Origin of the sequence: Paraburkholderia phenoliruptrix, from assembly GCF_902859825.1 — a bacterium.
In the GTDB taxonomy this organism is placed as follows: domain Bacteria; phylum Pseudomonadota; class Gammaproteobacteria; order Burkholderiales; family Burkholderiaceae; genus Paraburkholderia; species Paraburkholderia phenoliruptrix.
The window spans coordinates 41,419-54,311 of record NZ_CADIKB010000012.1 but is presented as its reverse complement, the minus strand read 5'-3'; the positions used below and the strand labels follow the sequence as shown (position 1 = coordinate 54,311).

The 12,893-nt window shown below is 62.7% G+C and carries 10 protein-coding genes; 8 read left to right on the top strand and 2 right to left on the bottom strand.

What is annotated here, in order from left to right:
- Nucleotides 1–16: 16 nt before the first annotated feature.
- Nucleotides 17–769, bottom strand: a complete 753-nt coding sequence (locus HV711_RS14765; protein ID WP_175145129.1) for a TetR/AcrR family transcriptional regulator — start codon at nucleotides 767–769, stop codon at nucleotides 17–19.
- Between the two features lie 302 nt (nucleotides 770–1,071).
- Here HV711_RS14765 and HV711_RS14760 point away from each other — a divergent pair, with 302 nt between their 5' ends.
- From HV711_RS14760 to HV711_RS14725, 8 genes are all read left to right on the top strand, one after another.
- A complete protein-coding gene (locus HV711_RS14760; protein WP_035481405.1) occupies nucleotides 1,072–2,376 on the top strand; it encodes a Zn-dependent hydrolase in 1,305 nt (434 codons plus the stop codon).
- 103 nt (nucleotides 2,377–2,479) lie between these two features.
- Nucleotides 2,480–3,829 (top strand): NAD(P)-dependent oxidoreductase, encoded by a 1,350-nt coding sequence (locus HV711_RS14755; RefSeq protein WP_035481407.1) that lies wholly within the window; start codon nucleotides 2,480–2,482, stop codon nucleotides 3,827–3,829.
- A 57-nt stretch (nucleotides 3,830–3,886) separates the two neighbouring features.
- Nucleotides 3,887–5,215 (top strand): NAD-dependent dihydropyrimidine dehydrogenase subunit PreA, encoded by a 1,329-nt coding sequence (gene preA / locus HV711_RS14750; RefSeq protein ID WP_035481409.1) that lies wholly within the window; start codon nucleotides 3,887–3,889, stop codon nucleotides 5,213–5,215.
- Nucleotides 5,216–5,306: 91 nt separating this feature from the next.
- Entirely contained in the window at nucleotides 5,307–6,818 is a 1,512-nt protein-coding gene (locus HV711_RS14745; RefSeq protein ID WP_035481411.1) for an NCS1 family nucleobase:cation symporter-1, read from the top strand.
- 50 nt (nucleotides 6,819–6,868) lie between these two features.
- The gene (hydA, locus tag HV711_RS14740; RefSeq protein ID WP_035481413.1) at nucleotides 6,869–8,320 is read left to right on the top strand and encodes a dihydropyrimidinase; all 1,452 of its coding nucleotides are present in this window, start codon (nucleotides 6,869–6,871) and stop codon (nucleotides 8,318–8,320) included.
- Nucleotides 8,321–8,672: 352 nt separating this feature from the next.
- Nucleotides 8,673–9,455, top strand: coding sequence for an amino acid ABC transporter substrate-binding protein (locus HV711_RS14735; RefSeq protein WP_013589006.1), 783 nt, complete (start codon nucleotides 8,673–8,675; stop codon nucleotides 9,453–9,455).
- A gap of 22 nt (nucleotides 9,456–9,477) precedes the next feature.
- Nucleotides 9,478–10,155 carry an amino acid ABC transporter permease gene (locus HV711_RS14730; RefSeq protein ID WP_013589005.1) on the top strand — a complete coding sequence of 226 codons (678 nt, stop codon included), beginning with the start codon at nucleotides 9,478–9,480 and terminating at the stop codon, nucleotides 10,153–10,155.
- Nucleotides 10,155–10,922, top strand: a complete 768-nt coding sequence (locus HV711_RS14725; RefSeq protein WP_028363532.1) for an amino acid ABC transporter ATP-binding protein — start codon at nucleotides 10,155–10,157, stop codon at nucleotides 10,920–10,922. The genes HV711_RS14730 and HV711_RS14725 overlap by 1 nt, the downstream gene beginning before the upstream one ends.
- A gap of 206 nt (nucleotides 10,923–11,128) precedes the next feature.
- On the opposite strand, the gene leuA is transcribed toward HV711_RS14725, so the two are convergent.
- A complete protein-coding gene (gene leuA / locus HV711_RS14720) occupies nucleotides 11,129–12,847 on the bottom strand; it encodes a 2-isopropylmalate synthase (RefSeq protein WP_035481415.1) in 1,719 nt (572 codons plus the stop codon).
- Nucleotides 12,848–12,893: the final 46 nt, after the last annotated feature.

The window sequence follows — 12,893 nt, the reverse complement described above, 5'->3', positions numbered from 1 at the left end:
GGCGCCGCGCACATTTCTAACGCGAAGGATCGGCGCCTTGCTCGCGCTGTGTGGGCGACACCGCGCCGCACGCGCGAATCACCAGTTCCACGACTTCTTCGGTCGTCGCCTCGAACGATTTTTGCGTCAGCGCGCGCTTGCCTTTCAGCGCGCGGATTTGCGCGTCGAAATCGGCGTAGTGCTGTGTCGTTGCCCAGATCATGTACATCAGCGTGCGCGCATTCACGGGGGCGAGCAGGCCTCGCGCAATCCAGTCGTCGATCACTTTCACGCGGCTGTCGAGCCACGGCTTGACGCGCTGCATGAGGATGTCTTCCATATGCTCCGCGCCGTGGATGATCTCGCTCGCCCACACTTTCGATCCGAGCGGACGCCGCCGCGACAGCTCCATCTTTGCGCGCACATATCCGCCGATGGCTTCGACGGGATCGTCGCTGCATTCAAAGGTATCGGCCGCGCGATACCAGTCCTCGAACAGGTCTTCGAGTACTCGCCGGTAAAGCGCGAGTTTGGTCGGGAAGTAGTAGTGGACGTTGGCTTTCGGTAAGCCTGCGCGCTCGGCGATCATCGCCGTGCTCGCGCCGTCCAGTCCGCGCTCGGCGAAAACCGCCTCGGCGCACGCCAGAAGATGGGCTTCGTTCGACTCGCGAATGTGCGCCTTGCGCCGCCGCAAAGGCGCGCGCGTTTCGTCGTTTTCGGTGATGCCCGCAGCCACGTCGTCGTCTCTCATGTTCGCCTTCAGCGGCATGTGTGCCGCGTCGCGCTTCATTCTAGTCGCTCGACGGCGAGCTCACACGCGTATTTCTTGCGCGAGGCCAGGCAGTGCTGCAATGCAATGGCACGCTTCTCGCTCTCATTGCGTTCGTGCGAAAAGCATTGATTTGGCGGTGTTAATCGTCTACAACCTGTCCAACTGGACAGGATTGAAAGGGCGGGAGATGCATCAGGGTTTGCCCTTGCTATCTGAGGCGGCCTGGCGTATCGAACGTGCACCGCCGCCGTGCGGACACGCCCCAAAAGCCGCCGCCCATGCACCAGTTTCATGTCGGTTCACCGAAAGGAGCGAGACGAATGAACGCGGTTACTGAAGCGCTGAAGAGCCCGAAGGACAACCTGCCGGGGAGCGCGCAAGACGTTACGTCGATCCGGGTCGACGGCAAGCGGCTATGGGACAGCCTGATGACGATGGCCAGGATCGGCGCAACGCCCAAAGGCGGCGTATGCCGCCTTGCGCTGACGGATCTCGACAAGGAAGGGCGCGATCTGATAGTTAGTTGGGCGAAGGAAGCGGGCTGTGCGGTCAGTGTCGATCAGATGGGCAACGTCTTCATGCGTCGCGCGGGGCGCAATCCCGACGCATTGCCGGTCATGACCGGCTCGCACGCCGACTCGCAGCCGACAGGCGGCCGCTTCGACGGCATTTACGGCGTGCTGGGCGGGCTCGAAGTGATTCGCAGTCTGAACGACCATGGCATCGAAACCGAGCATCCCGTCGAAGTGGTGATCTGGACCAATGAGGAAGGCTCGCGCTTTGCGCCGGCCATGGTGGCTTCCGGCGTGTTCGCGGGGGTGTTTTCGCTCGACTACGGTTTGTCGCGCAAAGATGTGGACGGCAAGACGATCGGTGAAGAGTTGCAGCGCATCGGCTATGCAGGCGATGTGCGCTGCGGCGGACGCAAGTTGCATGCGGCGTTCGAACTGCACATCGAGCAGGGACCGATTCTCGAAGCCGAGCAGAAAACCATTGGCGTGGTCACCGACGCACAAGGCCAGCGCTGGTACGAGATCACGCTGACGGGCCAGGAGGCGCATGCGGGCCCGACGCCGATGCCGCGGCGGCGCGATGCGCTGCTCGGTGCTGCGCGCGTCGTGGATCTCGTCAATCGTATTGGGCTCGACCATGCGCCGCTCGCCTGCGCGACGGTCGGCATGCTGCAGGTGCACCCCAACTCGCGCAACGTGATTCCGGGCCGTGTGTTCTTTACCGTCGACTTCCGTCATCCGGACGATGCGGTGCTCGCAAAAATGGATGCGGCGTTGCGTGAGGGCGTTGCGCGAATTGCGGGCGGCATTGGGCTTGAAACCGAGTTGGAGCAGATTTTTTACTACGCGCCGGTTGCGTTCGACGAAGCCTGCGTGAAGTCCGTGCTCGCGGCGGCCGAGCGGTTTGGGTACTCGCATCGCAACATGGTCTCGGGTGCGGGGCACGACGCGTGTTATCTCGCGCAGGTCGCGCCGACCTCGATGGTGTTCGTGCCGTGCGTCGACGGCATCAGCCATAACGAAATCGAGGATGCCACCTTCGAATGGATCGAGGCAGGCGCGAACGTACTGCTGCACGCCATGCTGGAGCGCGCAAGCGAGCCGGTCGCCTAGTACATCTAACGTTTTAGCGCAGTGCCGGAAAAATGCCGTGCCGGTCTCGCTCGCGCGAGAGCCGACGCACGGCGGCGTCCTCACATCGACAGAAGGAACGTGTATGGCCATCAAGCAAACCGGCGACATCGCCGCGCAGCGCCTGTCGCCCGAACAGCTCGCCTGCGAGTTCTCCGACATTGCACCGTTGCTCGACGCGACCGCCGCCGCGGCGGCGGCGAGCCGCTGCCACTACTGCTACGACGCGCCGTGTGTGAACGCGTGCCCGACGCAGATCGACATACCCGGCTTTATCCGCAAGATCGGCAACGGCAACCTGAAGGGCGCGGCCGTGGATATTCTGTCGGCCAATCCGCTCGGCGGCATGTGCGCACGCGTGTGCCCGACCGAGATTCTTTGCGAAGGTGCTTGCGTGCGCAACCATCAGGACGCGAAGCCGGTCGCGATCGGCGCGCTGCAACGCCATGCCACCGATTGGGCGATGGCGCGCGGTGAAGCGCTGTTTTCGCGCGCACCCGAAACCGGCCGGCATGTTGCGGTGATTGGCGCCGGCCCGGCGGGACTCGCCTGCGCGCATCGTCTCGCGCTGGCCGGACACAACGTGACGATCTACGACGCCCACGAAAAAGCGGGCGGCCTCAACGAATACGGCATCGCGGCTTACAAGACAGTCGACGATTTCGCGCAGCGCGAAGTGGAGTGGCTGTGCTCGGTCGGCGGGATAGAGATCAGGCGCGGCATGGCGCTCGGCCGCGATGTGCAACTCGACGCGTTGCGCAAGCAATACGACGCGGTGTTTCTGGGTATTGGCCTCACCGGCGTGCGCGCGCTCGCCATGGCGGGCGAAGACCTGGGCGGGGTGATGAACGCAGTCGATTTCATCGAGCAGATTCGCAGCGCGCGCGACTTCGGCACGGTGCCGGTAGGCCGCCGCGTGGTTGTGATCGGCGGCGGCAATACGGCCGTGGATGCGGCCGTGCAAAGCCGCAAGCTCGGCGCGACGTCGGTGACGATGGTGTATCGGCGCGGCGTCGAATCGATGAGCGCGACGTGGGCCGAACGCGACTTCGCGCAGACCAACGGCGTCATGCTCGTCACGCACGCAACGCCTGTCCGGTTGATCGGCGAGGGCGGCGTGGTGACGGGCGTTGAGTTCGAACGAACGTTAAGCACCGGCGACGCCGAGCGCCTCGTGATCGAAGCGGACATGGTGCTGAAGGCAATCGGCCAGACGCTCGTGGCGGTAGGCATGGAACGCGAACTGTTGACGCTCGACGGCAGCCGCATCGCCGTGGATTCAAGCGGGCAAACGTCGCTGGCCGGCGTGTGGGCCGGTGGCGATTGCGCGGCGACGGGCGGCGTCGATCTGACGGTGCAGGCTGTGCAGGACGGCAAGCTCGCCGCCGAAGCCATCCATGCGCAGTTTGCCCGGACCGCCATAAAGGCCGCTTAGCACAGCTGACTGCGTCAAACGAATCGCACAAAAACAGCCGTCCCCAAGGAGCCGAACATGGCCGATCTGCGCTGTACGATTGCCGGCATTACTTCGCCGAATCCCTTCTGGCTCGCTTCCGCGCCGCCGACCGACAAAGCCTACAACGTGAACCGCGCGTTCGAAGCAGGCTGGGGCGGCGTGGTGTGGAAAACGCTCGGCCTCGACCCGCACGTGGTCAACGTGAGTTCGCGTTACGGCGCGGTGCAATGGAACGGCCAGCGCATCGCGGGGCTCAACAATATCGAGTTGATTACCGACCGTCCGCTGGACGTGAATCTGCGCGAGATCGCGCAAGTGAAGCGTGACTGGCCCGAGCGAGCCATGATCGTCTCGCTGATGGTGCCGTGCAACGAGCGCGACTGGAAGTGGATTCTTCCGCTTGTCGAAGATACCGGGGCCGATGCAGTCGAATTGAATTTCGGCTGCCCCCACGGCATGAGCGAACGTGGGATGGGTTCGGCGGTCGGCCAGGTGCCCGAGTACATCGAAATGGTCACGCGCTGGGTGAAGGAGGGCACGAGGCTGCCGTGCCTCGTGAAGCTCACGCCGAACATCACCGATATTCGCCTCGGTTCGCGTGCAGCGTACAAGGGCGGTGCGGACGGCGTGTCGTTGATCAATACGATCAACTCGATCGTCGCTGTGGATCTCGACGCCATGTCGCCGTTGCCGATGGTCGACGGCAAGGGCACGCACGGCGGCTATTGCGGCCCGGCGGTAAAGCCGATCGCGTTGAACATGGTCGCGGAAATCGCGCGCGACGAACAAACGCCGAACCTGCCCATTTCAGGCATAGGGGGTATTTCGACATGGCGCGATGCGGCCGAATTCATGGTGCTGGGCGCAGGCAGCGTGCAGGTTTGCACCGCGGCCATGCACTACGGCTTTCGTATCGTCAGTGATCTCGCGGACGGCCTCTCCAACTGGATGGACGAAAAGGGCTACGCGACATTGGACGATATTCGCGGTCGGGCCGTGCCCAACGTCACCGACTGGAAGTATCTGAATCTGAACTACAGCATCAAGGCACGCATCGATCAGGACAAGTGCATTCAATGCGGGCTGTGCCATGTCGCATGCGAAGACACCGCGCATCAGGCCATCATGAAAGAAAAAGATGGCGTTCGGCATTTTGAAGTGGTGGACTCCGAATGTGTGGGCTGCAATCTGTGCATGCACGTGTGTCCGGTCGAACAATGCATCACGATGGAGCGCGTGGACAACGGCGAGTACGCGAACTGGACGACGCATCCGAACAATCCGGCGCGCGTGAATGCGGCGCAGAGCGAGCCACACGAAGCGGGCGCAAGCGCAGAGCCGGCGCACGCAGCGAAAGCAGCCTGAAATACAGAGCGATTCGTCACGGCTGGTTCCTTCAACGCCCGACGCGCCGAAGAAGCCGCGCGGGCTTTTACGATCAAGTGGAGATCTTTCGATGAAGCAGACCGCGCAACCCGCCGACCCGCACTTCGCGGCCGGCGCGCAAGGCAGCAGTCTTTACAACGACGACCTCGCGCCGACCGGCACCGCGCAGCGCACATGGCGCTGGTATCACTTCGCAGCGCTGTGGGTGGGCATGGTGATGAACATCGCGTCGTATATGCTCGCCGCGGGCTTGACGGAGCAGGGCATGTCGCCATGGCAGGCAGTGTTGACGGTGTTGCTCGGCAACGTGATCGTGCTCGTGCCGATGCTGCTGATCGGCCATGCGGGCGCGAAGCACGGCATTCCGTATGCGGTGCTGGTGCGCTCGTCGTTCGGCACGCAGGGCGCGAAGCTGCCTGCGATGCTGCGTGCCATTGTCGCGTGCGGCTGGTACGGGATTCAAACGTGGCTTGGCGGCAGCGCAATCTACACGCTGCTCAATATTCTGACCGGCAACGCGCTGCATGGCGCGGCCTTGCCGTTCCTCGACATCTCCGTTGGACAGCTGGCCTGTTTTCTCGTGTTCTGGGCGCTGCAGATTTACTTCATCGTGCACGGTACGGATTCGATTCGCTGGCTCGAAAGCTGGTCGGCGCCGATCAAGATCGTAATGTGCATCGCGCTCGTGTGGTGGGCGACGTCGAAGGCGGGCGGCCTCGGCTCGATGCTCTCCGCACCGTCGCAGTTCGCGGCGGGCGGCAAGAAAGAAGGCTTATTCTGGGTGACATTCTGGCCCAGCCTCACCGCGATGGTCGGGTTCTGGGCGACGCTTGCGCTCAACATTCCCGACTTCACGCGTTTTGCAAAAACGCAGCGTGACCAGATGGTCGGTCAGTCCATCGGCTTGCCGGTGCCGATGGCCTTGCTCTCGGTGATCTCCGTCGTCGTGACCTCGGCGACCGTGGTGATCTACGGCAAGGCGATATGGGATCCTATCGATCTCACGAGCCGCATGACGGGTATCGGCGTCGGCATTGCGCTCGTCATCCTCACGCTCGACACGATGTGCTGCAATCTGGCCGCCAATCTCGTGGGTCCGGCTTATGATTTTTCGAGCCTGTGGCCGAAGGGCATTTCGTATCGCGCGGGCGGCATGATCACCGCCACCATCGCCATTGTCATGATGCCGTGGAAGATTCTCGCGACCACGCAGGGCTACATCTTCACGTGGCTCGTCGGCTATTCGGCGCTGCTTGGTCCCGTCGCAGGCATTCTGATGGTCGATTACTTCCTGATTCGCGGCACGCGCCTCGATACGCGCCAACTTTTCGACGAGCGCGGCGAATACAGCTACACCGGCGGCTGGAATATCGGCGCGGTGGTCGCTCTCGTCATTGGCGTGCTGCCGAATCTGCCCGGCTTCCTGCACACCGCATTTCCCGCTTCGTTCGCCAACGTGCCGTCGATCTTCAATACGCTCTACACGTATGCGTGGTTTGTGGGGCTTGCCTTGGCATCCATTGTCTATAGCGCGTGGATGAAGTTCAGCAAGGGGCCGAGCGCGCGTGTAGCGAGTGCGTGAAAACATAGCCGGCAAGGCAGCGGCATACGCAAGTTCATAAGGAGGCGAACATGACGACCCTGATTCGCGGCGGCACCGTGATAGACGCGGACAACACTTATCGCGCCGACGTTTTATGTGCGGACCCGCAGGACGGCGGCACCATCGTGCAGATCGGCGCGGACCTGGAGCCGCCGGCCGGCGCTGCGATCGTCGATGCGGGCGGCCAGTATGTGATGCCGGGCGGCATCGATCCGCACACGCATATGGAGCTGCCCTTCATGGGCACCACGGCGAGCGACGATTTCTATACCGGCACGGCGGCGGGGTTGTCCGGCGGCACGACGTGCATCATCGACTTCGTGATTCCGAGTCCTAAACAAAGCCTGATGGAAGCATTCAGGGCGTGGCGAGGCTGGGCGGAGAAGGCGTCGGCGGATTATGGTTTTCATGTGGCCGTCACGTGGTGGGACGATTCGGTGTATCGCGACATGGGCACGCTCGTGCACGAGCACGGCGTGTCGAGCTTCAAGCATTTCATGGCCTACAAGAACGCGATCATGGCCGACGACGAAGTGCTGGTGAACAGCTTCTCGCGCTCGCTCGAACTCGGCGCATTGCCCACCGTGCACGCGGAAAACGGCGAGCTCGTATTCCAGTTGCAGCGCCAGTTGCTGGCTAAGGGATTCACCGGTCCCGAGGCGCATCCGCTGTCGCGGCCGCCGGAGGTGGAAGGCGAGGCGGCCAACCGCGCGATTCGCATTGCTCAGGTGCTGGGCGTGCCGGTGTATATCGTGCACGTCTCCGCCAAAGACGCTGTCGACGCGATCTCTCGCGCGCGCAGCGAGGGGCTGCGCGTGTTCGGCGAGGTCCTGCCGGGGCACCTCGTGATCGACGAGGCGGTGTATCGCGACCCCGACTGGACGCGTGCCGCCGCGCATGTCATGAGTCCGCCGTTTCGGTCCGCGGAGCATCGCGAGGCGCTGTGGCGCGGCTTGCAGGCAGGGCAGTTGCATACCACCGCGACCGACCATTGTGTCTTCTGCGCGTCGCAAAAGGCGATGGGCCGCGAAGACTTCACGAAGATCCCGAACGGCTGCGGCGGTGTGGAAGATCGCATGGCGGTGCTGTGGCACCACGGCGTGAACTCAGGGCGTCTCACGCCGAACGAGTTCGTGCGCATCACGTCGACAAATGCGGCGCAGATCTTCAACCTGTACCCACGCAAAGGCGCGATACGCGTGGGCGCGGATGCGGACATCGTCGTGTGGGACCCGAATGCAAGCAGGACGATTTCGGTGAAGACGCATCATCAGAAAGTCGACTTCAATGTATTTGAAGGCATGACCGTGCAAGGCGTAGCCATGCATACGCTCACACGCGGCGCGCTTGCCTGGACCGACGGCGACCTGCGCGCCGTGCGCGGCGCGGGCCAATATCAGAAGCGTCCGCCGAATCCGGCTTACTTCGACGCCATTCGCGTGTCCAACAAGCTGAAAGAGCCGCACCCGGTGGAGCGGTAGCGCTTGTCCAGTCCTGACAGGCGGCGCGGGCGTGCACGTCCCGCGCCGCGGTTTCTCTCCTGCCGCGCATTCGCTGCGGCACGACCGTCTCGCGTTTTCCCCGATGGCGCCCGGCCCACGTTCCATGTTGCGATGCATGCCGCGTCCTGATATCTGCTGTAGAGTTGAACCTCATGCGATGACGGACGCCATGGCTGCGGCTTAGCACGCATGCGCATATGGATTGGAAACCTGATCCTTTGTAAAAAGGCAAGCCGTTTGCTACAGTCCGCCCACTCCGCCGGGCGTGAGCGCGTGCGGGACTGCCAACACAAGACCAGGCATACGGCCTGGCCACTTTAGGGAGCCACTCATGAAGTCGATTCGTTCCATTCTGCTGGTTGCGCTGTTGCATACAGTCGCCGTGAGCCCTGTCTTCGCGGCCGACGAGTTCGCGCAGATCAAGTCCTCGGGCGTGTTCAGGATTGGTACGGAAGGCACCTACGCGCCGTTCACCTACCACGACGAATCGGGCAAGCTGACCGGCTTCGACGTGGAGATCGGCACGCAGATCGCGCAGCGGCTCGGCGTCAAGCCGCAATTCGTCGAAGGCAAATGGGACGGCCTGATCGCCGGGCTCGACGTGAACCGCTATGACGCAGTGATCAACGAAGTCGCGGTGACGGACGCGCGCAAGCAGAAATACGATTTCTCGGACCCGTACATCACGTCGCACGCGGCGCTGATCGTGCGCTCGGACAACAACACGATCAAGAACTTTGACGATCTGAAGGGCAAGAAGTCGGCCAACACGCTGACGAGCAACTTCGGCAAGATCGCCGCGTCGCATGGCGCCGAAGTCATTCCGGTGCAGGGCTTTAACGAGTCGATCGACCTGCTGACGGCGGGCCGCGTCGATGCAACCGTCAACGATTCGCTGTCGTTCCTCGACTTCAAGAAGCACAAACCGGATGCGAAGGTGAAGATCGCCGCGCTGGATACATCGGCGGACAGCAGCGACAAGTCGGCTGTGCTGATCCGCAAGGGCAGCCCCGAACTCGTCGCGGCGATCAACAAGGCGCTCGCCGATATGAAGAAGGACGGCACGTACGCGAAGATTTCGCAGAAGTACTTCGGCAAAGACGTCTCCCAGTAAACGCCTTTCGCGAGTCTGAATCATGCCGGCATGGTTGCATCTGATGGCGCAGTCGCTGTGGCCCCTGCTGTATGCGGGGCTTGTGTTCACGGTGCCGCTCACGTTGGCGTCGTTCGCTATCGGGCTCGCTCTCGCGTTTATCGTCGCGCTCGTGCGGCTTTTCGGGCCGAAATGGGCGGTGGCGGTGGTGCGCTTCTACGTGTGGCTGTTTCGCGGCTCACCGTTGCTCGTGCAACTATTCGTGATTTTCTACGGACTGCCGAACGTCGGCATCGTGCTCGATCCGTTGACCGCGGCGATCATCGGTTTTTCGCTGAACGTGGGAGCGTATAACTCCGAGGTGATTCGCGGCGTGATCGAGTCGATTCCTAAAGGGCAGTGGGAGGCCGCGTATTCGATGGGCATGACGCGCGAACAGGCGCTGCGTCGCGCGATCCTGCCGCAAGCGGCGCGCGTCGCGTTGCCGCCGTTGTCCAACTCGTTTATTGCGCTCGTGAAGGACACCTCGCTCGCGGCGGTATTGACGGTGCCCGAGGTGTTTCAGGCGGCGCAGCGAATTGCTTCGGTTACCTATGAACCGCTGATTCTCTATACCGAGGCTGCGCTCGTGTATCTGCTGTTCAGTTCGGTGCTGTCGTCGGCGCAAGTGAGGCTCGAACGCAAGTTCGGACGTCACGCACTCTTTCAGGCGGGCAACTGATGATCCGACTGGAAAAAATCGACAAGTATTTTTCGGGGCACCGCGTGCTCAATGCCGTCGATCTGCAGCTCGCGCAGGGCAACGTGACCGCGCTGATCGGACCGTCGGGCAGCGGCAAGAGCACGCTGCTGCGCTGTGTGAACCTGCTGGAGATTCCCGAGGCGGGTTCGCTGGAAATCGGCGATCAGAAGCTTGCGTTCAGTCCGAACGAGCGGCCGTCGCGTGAAACGGTGCTGACCATTCGCCGCCGCACCGGCATGGTGTTTCAGAACTTCCAGCTGTTTCCGCACCTCACGGTGCGTCAGAACGTGATGGAAGGACTCCTGACCGTGCTGAAGTGGGACAAGGAAAAGGCGCGAGCACGCGCGGACGAATTGCTTGAGAAGGTCGGCATCGCGCATAAGGGCGATGCGTGGCCCGTCACGTTATCGGGCGGACAGCAGCAGCGCGTGGCGATTGCGCGTGCGCTGGCGCCGTCGCCGGAAGTGCTGTTGTGCGACGAACCCACGTCCGCACTGGATCCCGGCCTCGCCGCGGAAGTGGTGGAAGTGCTGAAGCAACTGGCGAGCGAAGGCATGACCATGCTGATGGCCACGCACGATTTGCGGCTGGCCGCGACCATCGCGCGCGACGTGGTGTTTCTGAACAACGGCGTGGTGGTGGAAGCGGGCGCGTCGCGCGATGTCTTTATGCGGCCGCAGCAGGAGGAAACCGCGCGTTTCGTGTCGACGCTCACCCACAGTTTGCCGGACGCGTGGACGGAGTGAAGCGGGCTTCGTCTCCGCGTGGCGGTGTGGCGCCCAGCGGCAGCAAGCGTTCAGGTAGTCGAATCAGAAAAAGGTAAATAGCAAAGGGGCGCCCCGAAAGCGAACGGCAAGCCAGTTGATGGACCTCGATCCAACCTCTCGCTTGCTGTGCGCTTCGGGGCACCCCTTTTTGCGTGTCAGGCCGTCACGGTCTGCTTACGCGCATCTTATGCCTCGGCGCGCTCGGTTTCGTCGTTCAGCGCCGTGTCGAAGAAGCGCTGCTTCGCCTCGTCGCTCGCACGCGCATAGGCGCGGTTCACGCCGCTGATCACCGCGCGGATCGACGCGGTCACCAGGTTCGCGTCGATACCCACGCCGAACGCGCTGCCCGTGAGATCCGCGCCGGCCATTTCGGCGACCGCCACCGCGCGGGCATCGGCGCCTTGCGTCAACGCACGCTCTTCGTAGTGCTGGATGCGCACGGGCACGTCCATCGCGTGCATCAAGGCGTCGAGCGGGCCGTTGCCTTCGCCGTGCAGCACGCGGCGCGTGCCGTTGATCTCGACGGTCAGCTTGATGCGCTCGCGTCCGTCCTGCTCGGACAGGCTATGGCCGACGTAATGCACCGGCGCGGTGTTGCGCACGTATTCCTGCTGGAACAGTTCCCAGATCTGCGACGACGTGACTTCCTGGCCGCTCGTGTCGGTAAAGCGCTGCACGGCCGAGCTGAAATCCACCTGCAGGCGGCGCGGCAACACCACGCCGTAGCTCTGCTCAAGCAGATACGCGATACCACCCTTGCCGGACTGGCTGTTCACGCGAATCACGGAGTCGTAAGTGCGGCCGAGGTCGTTCGGATCGATCGGCATGTAGGGCACTTCCCACATCGCATCGGGCTTTTGCGCGGCAAGACCCTTCTTGATCGCATCCTGATGCGAGCCCGAAAACGCGGTGAACACCAGATCGCCGACATACGGGTGACGTGGATGCACCGGCAACTGCGTGCATTCCTCGGCCGTGCGCGCGACTTCATTGATGTTCGAGAAATCGAGCCCGGGATCGACGCCCTGCGTGTACAGGTTTAACGCGAGCGTGACGAGGTCGACATTGCCGGTACGCTCGCCGTTGCCGAAGAGGCACCCTTCGATGCGGTCCGCGCCCGCCATCACCGCCAGTTCCGCGGCGGCGACAGCGGTGCCGCGGTCGTTGTGCGGATGCACGGAGACGATCAGCGAATCGCGGCGCGCGAGGTTGCGGTGCATCCATTCGATCTGGTCGGCATACACATTCGGCGTGGCCATTTCGACCGTGGCCGGCAGATTGACGATCGCCTTGTGCTCGGGCGTCGGCTGCCAGATGTCGAATACCGCGTCGCACACTTCCTTTGCAAATTCGAGTTCGGTGCCGCTGAATACTTCAGGGCTGTATTGCAGCGTGAAATGCGTTTCCGGCGCGGCGTCGGCGAGACGCTTCATCGTGCGCGCGGCGTTTTGCGCAAGTTGCTTCACGCCGTTTTTGTCGAGCCCGAACACGATCTTGCGGAATTCCGGCGCCGTCGCGTTGTACAAATGGACGATTGCGCGCGGCGCGCCACGCAAGGATTCGAAGGTGCGTTCGATCAGGTCGTCACGCGCTTGCGTCAAGACTTCGATCGTGACGTCGTCCGGAATGTGGCCGCCTTCGATCAACTCGCGCACGAAGTTGAAGTCCGTCTGCGATGCCGACGGAAACGCGACCTCAATTTCCTTGAAACCGATCTGCACCAGCGTCTTGAACATGCGCATCTTGCGCTCGCTGTCCATCGGCTCAAACAGCGCCTGGTTGCCGTCGCGCAGGTCGGTGCTCATCCAGATCGGCGCGCGCGTGATGGTGCGCGACGGCCACTGGCGGTCCGTCAAATTGATGGGCTTGAACGAGCGGTACTTGGTGGCAGGGTTTTTCAACATTTTCATCATCCGTGGAGTCGACAAGCAGGGAGTCGACCGGACGACA